The organism is Clostridium sp. CM038 (assembly GCF_055081105.1).
Genome location: NZ_CM143651.1, coordinates 3,990,483 through 4,010,255, shown reverse-complemented (window position 1 = coordinate 4,010,255; position 19,773 = coordinate 3,990,483). Strand labels below are relative to the sequence as shown.

The 19,773-nt window shown below is 31.7% G+C and carries 20 protein-coding genes and 1 tRNA gene; 19 read left to right on the top strand and 2 right to left on the bottom strand.

The window, feature by feature from the left end; genetic code table 11:
* Window positions 1-81 precede the first annotated feature (81 nt).
* The 13 genes from rpsF (at window position 82) to ACWJKS_RS18515 (ending at window position 10,919) form a co-directional block, all read left to right on the top strand.
* Entirely contained in the window at window positions 82-369 is a 288-nt protein-coding gene (gene rpsF / locus ACWJKS_RS18575; protein ID WP_165411835.1) for a 30S ribosomal protein S6, read from the top strand.
* An 11-nt stretch (window positions 370-380) separates the two neighbouring features.
* The gene (locus tag ACWJKS_RS18570) at window positions 381-821 is read left to right on the top strand and encodes a single-stranded DNA-binding protein (protein ID WP_165411834.1); all 441 of its coding nucleotides are present in this window, start codon (window positions 381-383) and stop codon (window positions 819-821) included.
* Between the two features lie 25 nt (window positions 822-846).
* A complete protein-coding gene (rpsR, locus tag ACWJKS_RS18565) occupies window positions 847-1,110 on the top strand; it encodes a 30S ribosomal protein S18 (RefSeq protein WP_165411833.1) in 264 nt (87 codons plus the stop codon).
* A gap of 278 nt (window positions 1,111-1,388) precedes the next feature.
* On the top strand, window positions 1,389-1,703 hold the full coding sequence (locus ACWJKS_RS18560) for a MazG-like family protein (RefSeq protein ID WP_216302170.1): 315 nt from the start codon (window positions 1,389-1,391) through the stop codon (window positions 1,701-1,703).
* Between the two features lie 15 nt (window positions 1,704-1,718).
* Window positions 1,719-2,726, top strand: coding sequence for a YybS family protein (locus ACWJKS_RS18555; protein WP_462960164.1), 1,008 nt, complete (start codon window positions 1,719-1,721; stop codon window positions 2,724-2,726).
* Window positions 2,727-2,739: 13 nt separating this feature from the next.
* Window positions 2,740-4,731: a DHH family phosphoesterase gene (locus tag ACWJKS_RS18550; RefSeq protein WP_462960163.1), complete on the top strand. Its 1,992-nt coding sequence runs from the start codon at window positions 2,740-2,742 to the stop codon at window positions 4,729-4,731.
* Window positions 4,731-5,174, top strand: coding sequence for a 50S ribosomal protein L9 (gene rplI / locus ACWJKS_RS18545; RefSeq protein ID WP_216302167.1), 444 nt, complete (start codon window positions 4,731-4,733; stop codon window positions 5,172-5,174). The genes ACWJKS_RS18550 and rplI overlap by 1 nt, the downstream gene beginning before the upstream one ends.
* A gap of 70 nt (window positions 5,175-5,244) precedes the next feature.
* The gene (gene lonC, locus ACWJKS_RS18540; protein WP_462960162.1) at window positions 5,245-7,149 is read left to right on the top strand and encodes a Lon family ATP-dependent protease; all 1,905 of its coding nucleotides are present in this window, start codon (window positions 5,245-5,247) and stop codon (window positions 7,147-7,149) included.
* Window positions 7,150-7,240: 91 nt separating this feature from the next.
* Window positions 7,241-8,572, top strand: coding sequence for a replicative DNA helicase (locus ACWJKS_RS18535; protein ID WP_462954780.1), 1,332 nt, complete (start codon window positions 7,241-7,243; stop codon window positions 8,570-8,572).
* Window positions 8,573-8,917: 345 nt separating this feature from the next.
* Window positions 8,918-9,973 carry a ParM/StbA family protein gene (locus tag ACWJKS_RS18530; RefSeq protein WP_216302164.1) on the top strand — a complete coding sequence of 352 codons (1,056 nt, stop codon included), beginning with the start codon at window positions 8,918-8,920 and terminating at the stop codon, window positions 9,971-9,973.
* 2 nt (window positions 9,974-9,975) lie between these two features.
* Complete coding sequence (locus tag ACWJKS_RS18525; RefSeq protein WP_216302163.1) at window positions 9,976-10,353, top strand: hypothetical protein; 378 nt, start codon at window positions 9,976-9,978, stop codon at window positions 10,351-10,353.
* A gap of 144 nt (window positions 10,354-10,497) precedes the next feature.
* Window positions 10,498-10,824, top strand: a complete 327-nt coding sequence (locus ACWJKS_RS18520) for a TM2 domain-containing protein (RefSeq protein WP_216302162.1) — start codon at window positions 10,498-10,500, stop codon at window positions 10,822-10,824.
* A 19-nt stretch (window positions 10,825-10,843) separates the two neighbouring features.
* Window positions 10,844-10,919, top strand: a tRNA-Thr gene (locus ACWJKS_RS18515).
* Window positions 10,920-11,514: 595 nt separating this feature from the next.
* Here the strand turns inward: ACWJKS_RS18515 and ACWJKS_RS18510 are convergent.
* Window positions 11,515-11,673: a CopG family transcriptional regulator gene (locus ACWJKS_RS18510; protein ID WP_165411823.1), complete on the bottom strand. Its 159-nt coding sequence runs from the start codon at window positions 11,671-11,673 to the stop codon at window positions 11,515-11,517.
* A 510-nt stretch (window positions 11,674-12,183) separates the two neighbouring features.
* On the opposite strand from ACWJKS_RS18510, the gene ACWJKS_RS18505 reads away from it, so the two are divergent.
* From ACWJKS_RS18505 to ACWJKS_RS18485, 5 genes are all read left to right on the top strand, one after another.
* The gene (locus ACWJKS_RS18505) at window positions 12,184-13,362 is read left to right on the top strand and encodes a C40 family peptidase (protein WP_216302161.1); all 1,179 of its coding nucleotides are present in this window, start codon (window positions 12,184-12,186) and stop codon (window positions 13,360-13,362) included.
* A 282-nt stretch (window positions 13,363-13,644) separates the two neighbouring features.
* The gene (locus ACWJKS_RS18500) at window positions 13,645-14,607 is read left to right on the top strand and encodes a 3'-5' exoribonuclease YhaM family protein (RefSeq protein WP_216302160.1); all 963 of its coding nucleotides are present in this window, start codon (window positions 13,645-13,647) and stop codon (window positions 14,605-14,607) included.
* A 220-nt stretch (window positions 14,608-14,827) separates the two neighbouring features.
* Window positions 14,828-16,240 carry an NAD(P)/FAD-dependent oxidoreductase gene (locus ACWJKS_RS18495; RefSeq protein ID WP_462960161.1) on the top strand — a complete coding sequence of 471 codons (1,413 nt, stop codon included), beginning with the start codon at window positions 14,828-14,830 and terminating at the stop codon, window positions 16,238-16,240.
* 139 nt (window positions 16,241-16,379) lie between these two features.
* A complete protein-coding gene (locus ACWJKS_RS18490; RefSeq protein WP_216302158.1) occupies window positions 16,380-17,666 on the top strand; it encodes an adenylosuccinate synthase in 1,287 nt (428 codons plus the stop codon).
* A gap of 203 nt (window positions 17,667-17,869) precedes the next feature.
* Window positions 17,870-18,055 (top strand): DUF1858 domain-containing protein, encoded by a 186-nt coding sequence (locus ACWJKS_RS18485; RefSeq protein WP_216302157.1) that lies wholly within the window; start codon window positions 17,870-17,872, stop codon window positions 18,053-18,055.
* Window positions 18,056-18,105: 50 nt separating this feature from the next.
* Here ACWJKS_RS18485 and ACWJKS_RS18480 read toward each other — a convergent pair whose 3' ends face one another.
* On the bottom strand, window positions 18,106-18,699 hold the full coding sequence (locus ACWJKS_RS18480) for an ECF transporter S component (protein WP_165411817.1): 594 nt from the start codon (window positions 18,697-18,699) through the stop codon (window positions 18,106-18,108).
* A gap of 282 nt (window positions 18,700-18,981) precedes the next feature.
* Here ACWJKS_RS18480 and ACWJKS_RS18475 point away from each other — a divergent pair, with 282 nt between their 5' ends.
* Window positions 18,982-19,731: an acyl-[acyl-carrier-protein] thioesterase gene (locus ACWJKS_RS18475; protein ID WP_253198110.1), complete on the top strand. Its 750-nt coding sequence runs from the start codon at window positions 18,982-18,984 to the stop codon at window positions 19,729-19,731.
* Window positions 19,732-19,773 lie beyond the last annotated feature (42 nt).

Genomic DNA, 19,773 nt, shown 5'->3' with positions numbered 1-19,773 from the left:
ATAATTAAATGATATAATCTATTATTGTAATCCCTGCCGTGCAATGCATGGCCGTTAGTCCGAGGGGAGGAGGTGAAATTAATGAGAAAATATGAAACTATATTCATATTACATCCTTCATTAGACGAAGAAGCTGTTAAAGCTAACGTTGAAAAATTTAAAGGTGTAATAGAAAATAATGGTGGAGAAATTGAAAATGTTGATGCGTGGGGCAAAAGAAAACTAGCTTATGAAATACAAAAAGTTGGTGAAGGTCACTATACATTAATCAATTTCAATGCAAAACCTGAATTACCGAAAGAATTAGATAGAGTATTCAGAATTACTGACAGTGTTATAAGACATATCATAATAAATCCAGAAAAATAGGTGGTGCATTTATGAATAAAGTTGTTTTAGTTGGTAGATTAACAAAAGACCCTGAGTTAAAGTTTGCTCAAGGGACAGGAACAGCTGTAGCCACTTTCACTGTAGCCGTCAATAGAAGATTTAAAAGAGAAGGTCAACCAGAAGCAGACTTTATACCAGTAGTGGTATTTGGAAAGCAAGCGGAAGCTACTGCTAATTACATGAGTAAAGGCAAGCTTTTAAGCGTATCTGGAAACATTCAAACTAGAAATTATGAGGCTAAAGATGGTACTAGGAGATATGTTACTGAAGTAATTGCTGATGAAGTTGACTTCCTTGAATGGGGAGGAAATAAAACATCAGGTACGAATACTAATCAAGGTGGAAATAATAGCGAATCAAATGCTGGATCTCATGGTTTTAGCAGTGATAGTGATATAACACCAATTGATGATGGAGATATTCCATTCTAATATTAGGTAAGGAGGAAAAACAACAATGGCTATGAACGAACATAAAAGAAGCGGCGGCGGTGCTGGCGGAAACAGAAAGAGAATGAAAAGAAAAGTTTGTGCTTTCTGTATGGATAAAGCAACTGCAATCGACTATAAAGATATAAATAAATTGAGAAAATATGTTACAGAAAGAGGAAAGATTCTTCCAAGAAGAATTTCTGGAAACTGTGCAAAACATCAAAGGATGCTTACTGTATCTATAAAAAGAGCAAGAAACATAGCATTATTACCATTTACTACTGAATAGTAAATGACTGAAAGCAGCGCCTTAAGGTAGCTGCTTTTATTTTTTTACAAATAAAAATAAATATTATACTCAATAATCAAAATATAAATATAAAAGTATATATTATGCAGTACGATTTGTAGTATACTTGTAGTTGTAACCCATAAAATGTAAACATAGAAAATATTAGATATTAAACTGCAAATTGTCTATATAGAAATAAACTTTAGTTGCATAAATTTAGAAAACTAACTAAAATGGAGTTATAAGCATAAGCCTACAAGGGGAGATGATATACTATGAAGAAACAAGATTTTAATATAATGTCTAATGTTAAGATAGTTGAAAGTTTGAAGGCTGAGCTATTATGTATAATAGGTGATTTCTTCAAGTTGCTAAGTAAAGGAAGCAATGTTGCTCAAGACGCCATACTAGATTGCATTTCGGGGGCAATAATACTTTTATATATATTAGGCGAAAGGCTCGGATATTCGAATGTAGCCGTGGATGAGAGTATGAAAAAGAAACTAAAGGTGGGAATAGTTGAAGGAGATAATATAGAAAAAGATGGAAAAGATCTAAGCAAACTATATTCGCATATAAAGGAACGATAAGTAATGGAGGAAAAAATGGAGAATAAAAAGTATAGTACAAAGGCAATTGTAGAGGCTTCACTTATAGCTGTTATAATTTCAGTAACAATGATTATAACAGGATATTTGCCGATTATGTCATTTATAGGTGCTTTAATATTGCCAATTCCGGTTGCAATACTCTATATAAGGCATAATAGAAAAATAACAATCACTGCTATATTTTTGAGTATAATTCTAACATCCTTAGTGTATAATCCAATAATGGCGATATATTCAGCTATAACTTATAGCATTGTTGGAATTGCGCTTGGTTATTGTGTTAAGAAAAATAAAAAGTCATCTATAACGTTATTATTTTTAGGTATTAGTTCTGTAATATCTAATATACTAACCATAGCTTTTTCTATGATATTTATAGAAAAAGTAAGTTTTATGAATTTTATTTCCAAAAACTTAGAATTTTTTAAGCAAACAATGAAAGTTTCCTTTGATGGAGCAAAAACCTTTTATTCACAAGCGGGAATCACCCCAGAACAGTTGCAGCTTTTAGAGAAAAATTATGAAATGATAAACAAAATGGATGTTACGATAGTTTTGGTAGTAATACCTGCAATTATTTTAATAACTTCATTTATATCAGCTTATTTGAATTACATAGTGTCTAGATCCATATTAGAGAAGCTAAACTACAAAATGGATAAAGTATTACCTTTCAGCAAAGTTTACGTTACTAACATACTAGGAGCTGTATTAATAGGTATAGTATGTATAGGCATAATACTTTCATCAAAAAAAATAGCAGGTGGGGATTTTATACTAAATTCCTCCCAATTACTTGTGCAAATTGTATTTATGATAAATGGACTTGCGGCAGCTACATATTTTCTAAGAGTTAAAAAAAATTTATCTAAACCAGTAGTAGCACTAATTTTAGTGTTAACATCATTTTCGCGTCTAGGTAGTATTTACTTTTCAATAGGACTCATGGAGATGGCTTTTGATTTTAGAAAGCTCGATCCATATAGAATTAAAAGAAAATAATTGGGGGCTGATTATGGAGAATAAATACAATTATTTTAGTGTTAATAATAAAATATATATGGTGACCATGGCCCTACTCATATGTATAATATTTTATTACGGACACCTTGAAGTGGGAATTTTAACACTGGGACTATACGCGATACTAGTAGTGTATAATATCTACAACTCTAAGGTTAAAAAAAATGAGTGGAAAAAATTCATTGAAAATTTTTCATCTAAACTGGATATAGCAACCACAAGCACCTTAGTAAAACTTCCTTTTCCACTAATAATAATAGGGTATATGGGAAATATATTATGGTATAATCAAAGTGTAACTACAATGCTTGAAGGGGAAGATCTTTTAAATAAAAATATTAGAGATATAATTAAGGAACTAAATCTAAAGCAAGTTTTAGAGGGTAAAAAGAATATATTTCCAAATATTAAAATAAAAGATAAATGGTATGAAATCTACACAAATATTGTTGATACAAACGAGAATAAAAATGTTAAAGATAAGATTATGCTTTTATATTTTTATGATATAACGGAAAAAACCAGTGTAATAAAAGGCATTAACGGTAATAGGGAAAGCGTTATGCTAGTGGAAGTTGATAACCTTGATGATGTTGTTAAAACTACAGAAGAAGATAAGGCGCCTTTACTTGTAGCAGAGATTGAGAGAACAATAAACAGCTATGGACAGAGTGTAAATGCGGTAGTAAAAAAGTATACATCGAATAAATATGTTATTATAGTCCAAGACAAGTATATTGAAAAAGAAATAGAAAAGAAATTTGATATACTAGATAGTGTTCGCGAAATAAGTAATGGTAATAAACTCGCAGTTACTTTAAGTGTGGGCGTTGGTAGGGGAGAAGATACACCACTTAAAAACTATGAATTTGCTACATCAGCTAAGGAACTTGCCTTAGGCAGGGGTGGTGATCAAGCAGTTGTGAAAAAAGGTGAAAAATTATCTTTCTTTGGGGGGAAAACAAAGGAAGTTGAGAAAAGGACTAAGGTTCGCGCAAGAGTTATAGCTCATGCATTAATGGATTTAGTAAATGAGAGTAACACAATTTTCCTTATGGGACACAAAAATGCTGATCCTGATTGTCTAGGCTCGGCTATAGGTCTATATAGTATTATTAAAAAATCAAACAAAGAATGCTATATTATTCTCGAAGGAATAAATAGCGGTATAAAAAGCATGATGGATATAATACTTGCAGATGAAGAATACAAAAATACTTTTATAACAAGTGAAAAATTTAAAAGTGTTAAAAATTCAAATAGCCTAATTATATTAGTGGATGTGCACAATGAAAGTCATGTTCAAAATTTAGAAATAGTTAAAGAGGTAGAAAAAGTAGTTATAATTGACCATCATAGAAAGTCACAAGATTTTATACACGGGGCCGTCCTGAGTTATATGGAAACTTACGCATCATCTACTGCTGAATTAGTTACTGAGATGATTCAATATATGGTTGACAAGCCTAAACTGAAACATATAGAAGCGGTAAGTCTTTTGGCAGGAATATGTGTGGATACAAAAAATTTCTCTTTTAAAACGGGAGTTAGGACATTTGAAGCAGCAGCTTTTTTAAGGCGGCATGGTGCAGATACTATGGATGTTAAAAAAATGTTTTCTGATGATTTGAGTATTTATTTGAAAAGAGCTGATATTATAAGATCGGCGAAAGTTAAAAATGAAATTGCTGTAGCCGTTTGTCCAGAACTAATAGAGGATACTGTATTAGCTGCCCAAGTTGCGGATGAACTTCTAAATATTACTGGTATCGAAGCGTCGTTTGTTATTGTAAAAACAGGAGATGAAGTATTTATTAGTGGAAGGTCTCTTGGGAAAATAAATGTACAGTTAATACTCGAGACATTAGGGGGAGGCGGACATATGACTATGGCTGGTACGAAATTTACTTCACTGAAACTTGAAGAAGTAGTGGTGAAATTAAATGAAGCTATAGATGAATATTTAAAGGAGGGCGAAAAATAATGAAGGTTATATTATTAAAGGATATTAAAGGCACAGGTAAAAAGGGCGACGTGATAAACGCTGCAGATGGATATGCGAGGAATTTTTTATTTCCTAGGCAATTAGCTAAAGAGGCTACAGACTCAAATATGCACATATTAAATAAAAAAAATGATATTGAAAGAAAAAAGAAAACATCTGAAATTGAGGATGCACAGAAATCAGCTAATGAACTTAAAGATAAAGTTATAAAAATAATTGGTAAAGCTGGAGAGAATGGAAAACTTTTTGGCGCGATTACAACTAAAGATATAGCAATAGCGTTAAATAAACAATGCAATTTAGATATTGATAAAAAGAAAATAGTAACAGATACAATAAAATTATTAGGAACTTATGAAGTAGAAATTAAAATATATCCAGAAATATCTACTAAGATAAAAGTTCTTGTTTGTGAGGAATAATTATATAAACCGAAGGGAGGAAACGCTTTAGTAAATAAATGATAATCATATTTATTAAAGCGGATTACGTTTGAAGACATTATTAGTTAATCAAATTGGAGAACAGGTTGAAAGAGATGCATTACCTCTGGACACACAAATAGACGTTTTATATGAAATAATGAGGAATGTACTAGATGAAGGCACTATAAAGTCTAAAACTATAAAATTTAAACTTCAGAAGCACATTAAAAGTGAAAGTATCTATAGAAGGTTATTCGCTTTAAATAAAATTATCAGCAATGGTAAGGGTATAGAGATAGTGCCTAATGAAAAAAATATACAAGAAGCACTAGATGATACTAATGAATGGTTGACTGATGAAATAGCTAAAAGATATGTGCAAAATAAGATTGAAGCTGAAGTAGAAAAAAATCTAATGGAAAAGCAAGATAAGTATATTGATGAAGTAAGACTTGGAATAATTAAGAAACAAAAAGGGCCTGAAAATGCTAAAACACTTAAAAAATATGCGGATTTAGAAGAACTTGATAGTAGAAAACTTACTAAAAATATACAAGCTATGTTAAGGCCAGAGAGTTTTAGTGAAATAGTTGGTCAGGAAAGAGCTATAAAATCTCTGTTATCTAAAATGGCATCGCCATATCCTCAACACATTATTCTTTATGGGCCACCAGGAGTTGGAAAGACTACTGCGGCGAGGCTTGCTCTTGAGGAAGCTAAAAAGCTAAGTTATACTATTTACCATAAAGATGCTAAATTTGTAGAAGTGGATGGTACAACACTACGGTGGGATCCAAGAGAAATAACAAATCCACTTTTAGGATCTGTACATGACCCGATATATCAGGGAAGTAAAAGAGATCTAGCTGAGGGTGGGATTCCAGAGCCAAAAACAGGTCTTGTAACAGAGGCTCATGGCGGAGTACTATTTATTGATGAAATAGGTGAACTCGATAGTATACTTCAAAATAAATTACTTAAAGTGTTAGAGGATAAAAGAGTTGAGTTTTCATCATCTTATTATGATCCTGAAGACGAAAACACACCTAAATATATAAAATATTTATTTGATAAAGGTGCTCCAGCAGATTTTGTTTTAATAGGAGCTACTACCAAGGAACCATCAGAAATAAATCCGGCATTAAGATCAAGATGTACTGAAGTTTATTTTGAACCATTAACTGCTATGGATATAGAAAATATAGTGGTAAATGCTGCGAATAAATTAGGAGTTAAAATAGGAAATGGCGTTGCGCAAACTATTGGTAGATATACTATTGAAGGAAGAAAAGCTATAAACATTTTAGCAGATGCTTATGGATTTGTACTGCATAATAGAAAATCAGTGGATGCGTCTCAAGTTGAAATTGAGGTTAAGGACTTGTTAGATATTATATCTATAAGTAGACTATCTCCCTATGAGGAATTAGATAAAGAAGTTAAATCTGAAGTTGGCCACATATATGGACTTGGGGTATCAGGATATATAGGATCAACTATAGAGATAGAAACATCAGTATTTGAAGCCAAGGAAAAAGGTAAAGGTCAAGTAAGATTTAATGATACTGCTGGAAGCATGGCTAAGGACTCAGTGTTTAATGCTGCATCCGTAATAAGAAAAACAACAAATAAAGATATCAAGGATTATGACATACATGTAAATATAGTAGGTGGAGGTAAAATTGATGGACCATCGGCTGGAGCCGCTATAACTGTATGTATAATCAGTTCTCTTTTAGACAAACCTGTAAGACAGGATGTTGCAGTAACTGGAGAGATATCCCTTCGGGGTATCATAAAACCAGTAGGTGGAATATTTGAAAAAATTTACGGGGCAAGAAGAAAGGGAATTAAGCTAGTTATAGTTCCGAGTGATAATGAAAAGGAAGTTCCTATTGACCTTAAAGATATTGAAATAAAAACATCATCAAACATTGAAGAGCTAATGAAATTAGTGTTTGAAATAAAATAAATTAACTATAATTAATGGCCCTGTTAAATCATCACCTGCGGTGATGTATTTTTAGCAGGGCATAAAACATTACTTTAGGGGAGATAAAAAAATGGATACACCTCTTAGAAGTTTACCCTATAATTTAGAAGCAGAACAATCAGTTATTGGATCAATGCTTATAGATAAAACCGCGATATCACGAGTAGTAGAAGTTTTAAAAAGTGATGATTTTTACAGAGATTCCCATAAAGTTATATTTAGCGCTATTTTTGATTTATATCAAAAAGACACGCCTATTGACATGATTACTTTACTCGAGCATTTACGTTCTTCTGAAAAGTTAGAAGCATCAGGGGGAATTACTTATATTTCAGAGATAAGTAACTCAATACCCTCCACAGCTAATTTAAGTTCGTACATAAAGATTGTAGAAGATAAATCTACTTTAAGAAAACTTATTAGAGCTTCTACTGAGATTATGGAAAATTGTTATAATAAGCAAGATGATGTAGAAGCTGTAATGGATCTTGCAGAGCAAAAAGTATTTAACATATCACAGAAAAAAAATGCGGGTGACTTTGAACCAATGAACACGGTTCTAGAGCGAGGGTTCTTAGAAATAGAAAGAATATTTAATAATAAAGGGGAAACAACAGGAATATCTAGTGGGTTCCCAGAACTTGATGATAAAACCGCTGGATTTCAAAAGGGTGATATGATTCTTATCGCTGCAAGGCCGTCTATGGGCAAAACTACCTTTGCACTAAATTTAGCAGAGTATGCAGCTCTTAGGCAAGGGAAAAGTGTAGCTGTATTCTCCCTGGAAATGTCTAAGGAACAACTTTCTTATAAACTGCTTTGTTCAGAAGCAAATGTTGACATGTCAAAGCTCAGACATGGTGATTTGGAAGATAGGGACTGGGAAAACATAGCGAAAGCATCCGGACCGCTTGCTGCTGCTAAAATATTCATTGATGATACAGCAGGAACTTCTGTTATGGATATGCGTTCAAAATGTAGAAAATTAAAAATGGAGCATGGCATAGATCTGATAGTTATAGATTATCTTCAACTTATGACTGGTAGCAATACAGAAAGCAGACAGCAAGAAGTATCAGAAATATCAAGATCTATTAAAGCTCTTGCAAAGGAGATGCAGTGCCCTGTTATAGCATTATCACAGCTATCACGTGCTCCAGAGCAAAGAACTGACCATAGGCCTATGTTATCTGATCTTAGAGAGTCAGGGTCTATTGAGCAGGATGCTGACCTTGTTATGTTCTTATACAGAGATGAGTATTATAATGAGGAAACGGAAGATAAAAATGTAGCAGAGCTTATAATAGCAAAACAAAGAAATGGTCCTATAGGCACAGTAAAACTTGCATGGATAGGCCAATTCAGTAAATTTGCAAGACTTGATGTAATTCATAGAGAGTAAGAATACACTAAAGTAGATTTATCTATTAATCTAGATAAATTATGATAGGATAACAAAATTTATAAAATTTTGTTATCCTATTTTTATTTGTGTATATATAGTGTGGGAGACGTTGATATGACTAGTGAGCTATTAAGGACATTTCTTTAATGTAGATATATATATGTTTACATTTGTAGATATATAAATATATATATCTATATATTTACAAGTATGTAGATAAACATCTATAAATAGGTTAATAAATATATTTATAAATATTTCATTACAAAAGAAGGATATTAATACATAATATAGAATATATACCGATAAGGAACAATTAGAAAAATTTAGGAGGGAAAATAAATGAACTTAACAGAGATATCAAAAAAATATCCTATATTAAAGAAAGCGTTAGAATCTGTACTAACTGTTGACATAGGAAATACATTTACAAAAACAAGTACCAATGTAACTTTTGCTAGTAGGGTGTCTGCCGTAAGCAAGCATGGTTCTAGGGCCACTGGAATAAGTAACATCACTTGGAATGGAAAGTTATACACCGTAGGTAATAAAGAAGGCAAGCTTAACATGGAATCTAACAAATACATGTCCGATCATTATAAGTTAAACCTGCTTAACGCTATTGCACTAAGTTTTAAGGGGGAAACTAAAATAAAGGTAAGACTCGCTGTGGGACTTCCCGCAGAATATTATATAGACCATAGTATTCCACTTAAAAATGAAATAAAGAAGATGGAAAAACAATCTATAACAATAAATAATATAACATATGATATAGAAATAATAGATGTACAAGTATTTAAACAAGGAGGTACATTAAGTGCTGAAACCATGGAAACATTTACTTATCCAATGTTATTACTTGACTTTGGTGGTGGTACTTTAGATGTATCTCATTGGAAATATGAGAAAGATGAATTTGGTAACAAGGTGCTTGGGATGACTAAGGCTAGTAGTTTTGCACAACATGGGTTTGAGCCAACAATAGAAGCATTACTCACTAAGTTCAACTCTGCTGACGGATCTGATGGTAATTATGATATATCAGATGCTATCGAATATTTAGAAGATGACGAACTACCTTTTGGGGAAGCAAATGTATTAAAAGACATTAAAGATTTAGTATTAAAACCATATGTGGAGAAAGCAATAAGTTCAATTAATAGCTCTTTTAAACCAAATACTTGTAAAGATATAAGAATAATAGGTGGACCTGCAAAGTTACTACTAGAATATTTACAAACAGAGTTCATAAAAACTGAGCCAAAGCTCATAGATAATAAAAACCCTCAATGTGCAAATTCTATACTGTTCGCTGAAAGATATAAAGAATTGCTAGTGCTTGAATACTTAGATGGAAATAAAGAAGTTGCTGCAACTACAGTAGCAGGTCAATAATTATGGGAGCACTCCGTAAAACTGTATCATCAAATCTAGGAGAGGAAACAGATAAAGACTTAATTAATTATGTGAGCAATATGGAGAAGAAAGGTATTAATAATTCTAAACTTATAAAGCAGGCTCTGAGATTTTACAGGGATTACGGCAACAAAGTTAAGAAGCTAGATACAGTAGATATTGCAAATATTTTAGATAACCCTGAAGTTAAAAATTATATAGGTAATATAGTTGGAGAGCTTTTTAAAGGTGCTATGCCAAATTCAATTCCACAAATTAACGATGAAGTTATTGTCAAAAAATCAAACGAGAGGGATATAGATTCTGTTGAAAGTGAGTATATGAAAAAACTTAATTGTGTGAAAGATATGTCGTTATAGCTTGGAGTGGCGTTTTCGTCACTCCTTTTTACTTTAAGAATCATAATTATTTTAAAAACACTTAGCCCATACATATAGTAAAATGATACCATATATGATAAAATGTAAGAAAGGCATTCAAAATAAGCTAAAAAGGGTGATCTAATGTTCTGTCCTAGTTGTGGATCTCAAAACGAAGATAGCTCTAATTTTTGTAAAATATGTGGGATTAATTTATTAATTCAACCTAATACGACTGGTGAACGGATTATTAGTGAAAAAAACTGGTTAGTTGCTTTATTGCTGTGTATTTTTGTTGGGGCATTTGGTATTCATAGATTTTATGTAGGTAAAATAGGTACGGGAATTTTAATGATTTTAACCTTTGGTGGTTTTGGAATATGGGTGTTAGTTGATATTATTTTGATTGCTACTAATTCATTTAAAGATATAAATGGGTTGCAACTAAATAAAAACATGTATAGGTATTAGTTTAAATTGTTTTGTATATGCTGAAATAGCTCAGTTGGTAGAGTAACGCACTCGTAACGCGTAGGTCGAGGGTTCGATCCCCTTTTTCAGCTCCAAGTTTGTAATATGGAAACAAATATTTTTTAGCACTGGCATAACTGCTGGTGCTTTTTTGTACGTTCAGCAGAGCAAAAGTAGACAGACGGTGAGTTATAAAGTGGCATAGTATGAATAGAAATATAGTAAAACGTAGCTTGGGGGTAGAGAAATCTATCTCCAGGCTTTTATATTTAACGGATTGATTAATATTACATATATTGGGTAATAATACTGATAGACAGAACAAATAAGAGGAAACAATCGTGTTTTATTAGCACTAGAAGTGTAATTATATATAAGGTGAGGTTGAATATAAATGAAAAAGATAAAAGTGAAAGTTGGAGTAGATAAAAGTAAATTAATAAAAGGTAACAAACGAATTGTTGCTTGTGGCAAGAACTTTTAACGATATTTCAGAAGAAAATTCTCATATTCCCATAAATGGGAGTTGATTACCATGACAAAGAGAAAACTTCAGCGGGAGTATAAATTTACTTCTGAAGTCGTTAATGCAGCTCCTTCGGAGCTGTTGAAGCACCGAGGATTATAATTTAAAAGGATAGTAAAAAAGTAGTTGAGAGTTATATCTTAACTACTTTTTTAGTGTAGCATTTATTTCAGAATACTTTCAAGGAGGAGTCTTATTCCTTCACTTTTATTTATATTACTTGCCTTGCAAAAACTTTTTAGGGCATTTGATAGTTCTTCACTTATTCTCACATGAATCAATTCACTTTTAGAATTTTCAATTTTCTTTCTTCCTCTGGGCATAATTATCACCTCGCAAGATTCGTGTTACATAAAATAAGCTCATAGATGCTAAATAGAATGTTGTAACACAATAATAATTATAATACATTTTAACAAATATTACCACGTAATTGAATTGAGAAATATAAAGATTATTTGTATAATTATATCCTCGTTTTATTTGATTTAATAAGTGGAATACAGGTAAAAGTCATGAAAATCAGTGGTTTTTTATAAATTATATGTATATAAAAAATTATTACTTTCTGTTACAATGGTATTGTACAAAAAAAAGGAAAAATTTGTGACATTGGTATTAGTCTTAAATTAAAGGGGAAGATTGATGTAAAAATATGAATAGTACTAGTTATAATAAGTAGACAAGCTAAATTCTCAAAATATTTCCTGGAAAATATTGCAGAGACTAAAAATGCAAGTAAAACTCTAGGAGAAAAAAATAAAACATTTACATTAGAAATAATTTACATATTTCGATAATTCATATTCATTTAAAATATAGGAGGTAAGCATATGAAAAAAAGAGTAGCTTTTATAGCAATGTTATTAACTATGGCGGGTTCACATGTTGTGTTCGCTGATAATGGAACGGTGACTGCAAGTTCATTATATGTCAGGCAAAAATCATCAATTTCATCATCAATTATATCTTCTCTTGCGAGAAATGCGAAGGTAGAGACACTTGGTAAAGAAGGGGAATTCTATAAAATAAATTACAAAGGACAAACTGGATATGTACATAGCTCATATATAAAAATATCGGCAAATACGTCTGGTTCTACGAGTACAACAAATGGAGCGGGGACGTCAGGAACAGTAACAACAGATTATTTAAATGTAAGAACAGGATTCGGGATAAATTATTCTGTTGCTAATGTTATTACACGCGGAACTAAAGTGACAATGTATGAAAAATCAAATGGTTTTTGTAAGATAAATTATGGTGGCAAAACAGGTTATGTAAGTGAGCAATATGTGAAAGCTACAACAGCACAGGATTCAAACACAGATAGTACAAGCAGTGTGATTACTGGAATTGGTAATATTACAGCATCAAGTTTAAATGTAAGAAAAACGGCGTCTATGGGTAATAATATCATGGGCACAATAAAAATAAATGCAAAAGTGGATTTGTATGGAACACAAAATGATTTTTATAAAATCAAGTATAATGGACAATGGGGATATATAGCTAAAACATACGTAAGCCTAGGTAATGACACTCCAAGTAGAGGTGATGTCATAGAAAATGATTCAAATGGACAACAAGGTACTGCAACAAAAAACATAGAGAGTTTAATCTCGCAGTTAAACACGTTTTTAGGAATGCCATACTTATGGGGTGGTACAACACCAGCGAAGTTTAATTCTAATGGCAAATATGTAAGTGGGGGTTTTGATTGTTCAGGTCTTATACAATATGCTTATAAAAACATAGGTATAAATTTACCTAGAACGACTATGGACCAAATAAATATAGGTACCTCAGTTAATATAAATAGTCTCCAAAAAGGTGATTTAGTATTCTTTAGGACAAATCCAGCATCGCCTTCCCAAGCATCTCACGGGGGAATATATATTGGTAATAATAAATTTATACAATCTCCCAAAACTGGTGATGTTGTAAAAATATCTGAATTAACTGGATATTATAAAAGTAATTTTATAATAGGAAAAAGAGTAGTAAAGTAAGTATATTTAATATAAACCAGGAATAATTAATATAAAAAATGAATGTATGATTTTTATTAAATCATACATTCATTTTTTATATCCAATTTATCATAATTAAAAAAGTTAAATTAAAAATATTTCTTAACTTAAGGATTTCTAAATTTTACAAACAATATTGATGTATAATTAAAAGGTATATTAAAGTTATGTAATTTAATTGATTGACATAGAGATATTAAGCACTTGTATCGGCATAATGTATTAGATATAATAAGTTTATTACAATATAAGGAGATAAATATGGAAATGAAGAAGATAAGTGGAATGAAGAAAGGTGATAGGATTGAAGGTTTTTATGTTATAAAATCTGTAGATAGCAAGGTTTCCAACAACAGTAACACAAATAAATATTTGGATTTTAATTTAGGGGATGCCACCGGCGATATAAATGCAAAACTTTGGGAATGGAATGAAAAATTAGAAAATACATTTAAACAAAGCATCTTAGTGAAAATTAAGGGCACGGTAAATGAGTGGAGAGGAAAGCTTCAATTAAAAGTTGAAGCGATAAGACTAACTGAGGAAAAAGATGGAGTAAGCATTTGTGATTATGTTGCAGTGGCACCGTATTCACCAGAAAAAATGTATGATGATATTTTAAATTATTTATCTAAAATCAAAAATATAGATATTCAAAATATAGTTACCAATATTTTAGGGCATAATGAGGAAAAGCTAATGCATTATCCAGCTGCTAAGTCTAACCATCACTCTATAAGATCAGGTCTGTTATATCACACAACCACCATGCTTAAGGCAGGAGAAAAATTAAGCGAAATTTACACCTTTCTAAATACGGATTTGCTATATGCAGGTATAATACTTCATGATATTGGCAAAATATATGAAATGAATGCTAGTGAACTTGGAATTGTAAGCGAGTATTCAGTAGAGGGTCAACTTTTAGGTCATATAGTTCAAGGAATTAAAATGATAGAAACGGCGAGTCTTGAGGTTAAAGCAGATACTGAAGTATCTATGTTGTTACAGCATATGGTGCTAGCTCATCATTATGAAGCAGAATATGGGAGCCCTAAAAAACCTATGATACCAGAAGCGGAAATGCTACATCATTTAGATATAATGGATGCAAGAATGTATGATATGAATAAGGCTTTAGGGGATACAAAGGAAGGCAAATTTTCAGAAAGAATAAGGTCTCTAGATAATATAAATGTTTATAAAAGTTTTGTTAATAAATAGTCTTAAGGAAAATTATTTAACAGAAAAATACAGTTATTCAATATGGGTAAGTGTATTTTTTATTTTAGATAAATAATGTATATACGAACTATTACTTAAAATAATTTATTAATATTCGCACTTTATATTGACTGGTTTATACTGCTCTGATATCATTAAGTAGTATGGCAACCATTGATAGTTTTTATTTCCTACAGAGTAATACAAGGAGGAATATGAAATGAAAAATTTTTATGATGTAGTTATTGTAGGAGCTGGACCAGCGGGCATATTTACGGCACTAGAAATTTCTAATAAAAAACCCGAACTTAGTGTACTTATAGTTGATAAGGGAAGAAATATAGAAAAAAGAAAATGTCCAGCTAGAGACACAGGAAAGTGTGTCAAATGTAATCCTTGTGGGATAACGTTTGGTTGGGCAGGTGCTGGAGCTTTTTCAGATGGTAAGCTTTCTCTAAGCCCTGAGGTGGGGGGAAGACTTCTTGAATATTTTTCTGAAGACGAATCAAAAAAATTAATAAAGTATTGCGATGATATATATATAAAATTTGGAGCAAATGAGAAGGTATATGGGATTAATAGTGACAAAGTTGACGAAGTTAAATATGAAGCAAGTAAGCACAATATTCGTCTTGTTGAATGTCCAGTAAGGCATTTAGGAACAGAACTTGCCTATGAAGTTTTAAAATCTATGTACCATCATTTAGTTGATAATACAAATACAGAATTTATAGAACTTAGTGAAGTGGAAGAAATATTAATAGAAGATAATAAGGCTACTGGAGTATTATTAAAGAATAAAGATGGTGTGTTTAAGGTTAATGCAAAGTATGTTGTAGCGGCGCCGGGTAGAGGTGGAGCGGAATGGGCTTCAAATGAAGCTAAAAAACATAATATTAAGGTTACTAATAATGCAGTAGATATTGGAGTAAGAGTTGAGGTACCTAATTCTGTTATGGATCATCTAACAAAGGACTTATATGAAGCAAAATTAGTATATTATTCTGATACATTTGATAACAAGGTTAGGACCTTTTGCATGAACCCGGGGGGAGTAGTGTCACCGGAATATTATGATGACAACACGATTGCAGTTGTAAATGGTCATAGTTACTCCGACCAAAAGCTTAGAACAACTAATACAAATTTTGCGATGCTTGTATCTACTACTTTCACTGAGCCGTTTAATCAACCTATAGGTTATGGAAAATATATAGCTCAGCTAGGTAATATGTTAACTGGTGGAGGGATAATGGTTCAAAGACTCGGGGATTTACTAAAAGGAAGAAGAACAGATTATGACAGATTAGGTAAATCAACTACGACGCCTACTTTAAAATCAGCAGTACCAGGTGACTTAAGCTTTGTATTACCACAAAGGCACTTAACGTCTATTGTGGAAGCATTAAAGGCTTTTGACAAGATAGCACCAGGTTTATATAGCAAAAACACATTGCTATATGGAGTTGAGGTGAAGTTTTATTCTAGTAAGATTAGTACAGATGATAAGTTTGAAACATCTGTTAGAAATTTATATACAATAGGGGATGGAGCGGGAATAACTAGAGGTCTAATGCAAGCATCTACAACAGGAGTTGTAGTAGCAAGAGACATAGCTCAGAAAGAAGACTAAGAATTTAATCTAAATAATTGGTTATATGAATATTAAAAGTGTATAATTCAACATGAAGTAAACATAGAAGACAATAAAAGTTCTTAACGGTAGTAGTTAAGAAATTTTATTGTGAACTGAAAGAAAGCGAGGAATTTATATGTCAGCATTTATAGTTTTAGGAGCCCAATGGGGAGATGAAGGTAAAGGTAAGATGACAGATTATCTTGCTGAGGGAGCTAACGTAGTAGTCAGGTTCCAAGGTGGAAACAATGCAGGTCATACAGTAGTTGTAGGAGAAAAGGAATATAAACTTCACTTAATACCATCAGGAATATTATATAAAGATAAATTGAATGTAATAGGTAATGGCGTGGTTGTAGACCCAGAAGCGTTATTTACAGAAATTGACTACTTAGAAGCACTAGGCGAAAAAATAACTCCAGAAAGATTAATAATTAGTGATAGGTCACAGGTTATAATGCCATATCATAAAGAGTTAGATAATTTATATGAAATAGCTAGAGGTAAAAATGACATCGGAACTACAAAAAAAGGTATAGGACCTTGTTACACTGACAAGTTTGAAAGAAGTGGAATCAGAGTTTGTGACTTAATGAAAAAAGATGTTTTTAAAGAGAAGCTTAAAATTAGTTTATCAATGAAAAATGATATAATAACAAAAGTTTTGGGTGGAAAAGCTTTAGATTTTGATAAAATATATACGGAGTACCTAGAGTATGCAGAAAGAATGAGACCTTTTGTAAAAGATATATCAGTTAAAGTTTACGATTCAATAAAGTCTGGAAAAAATGTTTTATTTGAAGGAGCACAAGGAACGTTGCTTGATATAGATTATGGTTCATATCCTTTTGTAACCTCATCAAACACTATTGCAGGTGGAGTTTGTGTTGGGGCAGGAATAGGACCTACTATGATAACAAATGCTGTAGGAGTAGCGAAAGCTTATACTACAAGAGTAGGAAAAGGACCATTCCCAACAGAGCTTGATGATGAAGTAGGAGACTGGATTCGCGAAAAAGGTTTTGAATTTGGAGTAACAACAGGTAGAGCAAGAAGATGTGGATGGCTTGACCTTGTTATATTAAAAACTGCAGCAAGAGTTTCGGGACTTACTAGCTTTGCTGTAACTAAAATAGATACCTTAGCAGGACTTGAAAAAATTAAAATTTGTGTAGGATATAAATTTGAAGGTAGTGTTATAGATTATTTCCCAGCAAGTTTAGAGGATTTAGCTAAATGCGTGCCAGTATATGAAGAGTTTGATGGTTGGGATGAAAAGATAGCTGATGCAAGAAGCTATGAAGAACTTCCTGAAAATGCAAAAATATACTTAAAGAAAATTGAAGAATTTACAGGAGTTAAAGTTTCCATAGTTTCAGTAGGACCTAAAAGAGATCAAACAATGGTGTTAACTGAAATATAGCATATAGACATGCATATTATACAAAAGATATTTTTTTAATATGTATGGTTTTTATATTATAGGGAATTATAATTATTGTAGGAAATATATATTAAGGTATACAAGTGCATACTATAGATTAAAAAAGTGCGTACTAGTAAAATTTAAGCATATAAAATATAATGAGAATTAGGGTTAAATTAACATAAAGTGAGGTATATAATATGAAAATTACTAAAGATATGACAATAGGTGAAGTTGTAAGACAAAATCCAGAATCAGTTGAAGTATTAATGAGCTTTGGAATGGGTTGTGTAGGATGTCCTTCAGCGCAAGCTGAAACATTAGAAGAAGCAGCAATGGTTCATGGTCTTAATTTGGAAGAATTAATGACTGCATTAAATGCATAAAAAAATTAAGACACTTAGCATTTGCTAAGTGTCTTGTTTTTTTTATTTTTTTATCTTTTCTTTATTTTCTTAATGGCGAGGATAACAGGTATTGTAATTACAGTAGCTATGATGGCCTCTGGAACACCATTTATTATACCTATACCATAAATAGTCTTTGCAGCAATAGATGGATCTATGCCCTTAGAAGCAGCGAATTTAGCCGCATAAAAAACATATATCATAGTAAGAACCCCAAAAGTGTTAGTTAGCGAACCAACAACGGTCGCGAGTCCAATCCTTAGGCTATCATTTTTAACGTGGATTAGTTTATAAACATAGTAAGAAGTAAGACCAATAAGAACCCTTGGTAATACAGATACTAAAGGATTTATAAAAGCAAAAGAGAGTAAATTGGGAGTTGTTATGTTTTGCATAATACTAAACATCCCAAATATTAAACCAATAGTCATTCCTACCATAGGGCCACCTATTATTGATCCTATAATAACGGGAATGTGCATGATAGTAGCTTTGGCACCAGGAAGTGGAATAAAGCCATATCCAGTTAAACCAAGTACGATGCAAATAGCTGATAGCATACCAATAGTTGTAAGTTCACTTGTTTTTATTCTTCTAAGTTTAATAGAATTATTATTAATCATGTGTTCCCCCCGCTCTTATTCCATAAGGATATAAGTCGTCCTATTCATAATCCTTATTTATAGTTCAGTTTCATAATGAATACTGACAACAATATTTTAACACTATTTTGATAATAATTACATAGCTAAATAAAAATTTAACAAACTTTATGTTAATACTATACAGTTAATGTTTACTGTGTTGGTTTAGTTTGGTATTATTTTAAGTATGAAGAAAACTAAGAAGCGTAGAAATTAATAGTTATTATATTATGTACTCATGAGAAATATAGGAGGGGTATTATGGGCAAAATGCCAGAGGTTACAGATAGAGATTATAATATTCATTATTATGAAGTAGATATTCATAAAAGAGCTTTGATGACAAGCATTATAGATTATCTTGGTGATATGGCAATGTATCAAAGTGAAGTGCTTGGAGTTGGCATAGAACATCTTAAAGAGAATAAATCAGCTTGGGTGTTATATAAATGGGACATAACAATGGAGTCATATCCTTTATTAAATGAAACTATAAAGATTAGAACTTTTGCACATTCTTTCAATAAATTTTATGCATACAGGAAATATGAAATTATTGATATGAAAGGGAATAAAATAGGACATGCGAGTTCTGTGTGGATTTTAATAAATACAGACAGAAGAAGACCAATAAGGATTACGAAAGATATGTATGAGGCTTATGGTATAGATGATAGCAATAATACACCCATAGACATTGAGGATATAGTACCAATAACTACAGTGCATAGCGAGAAAAACTTTCAAGTTAGGTATAGTGATATTGACACGAATATGCACGTAAATAATGTTAAATATGTTGCTTGGGCTTTAGAAACAGTTCCTAAGGATATAGTATTGAACTACGAACTAAGGAATATTAAGGTAACTTACATCAAGGAAACAACATACGGAGAGACCATAAAGGTAAGCACGCAGGTTATAAGAGAAGAAGATAAGATAATATGTAGACATAAAATTATAAATGAAGAGGGAACTGAGCTGACTCTCTTAGAAAGTACTTGGATATAAGAAAATCGTTAATCACAAGTAGTTTTTGTATTATTCGACATA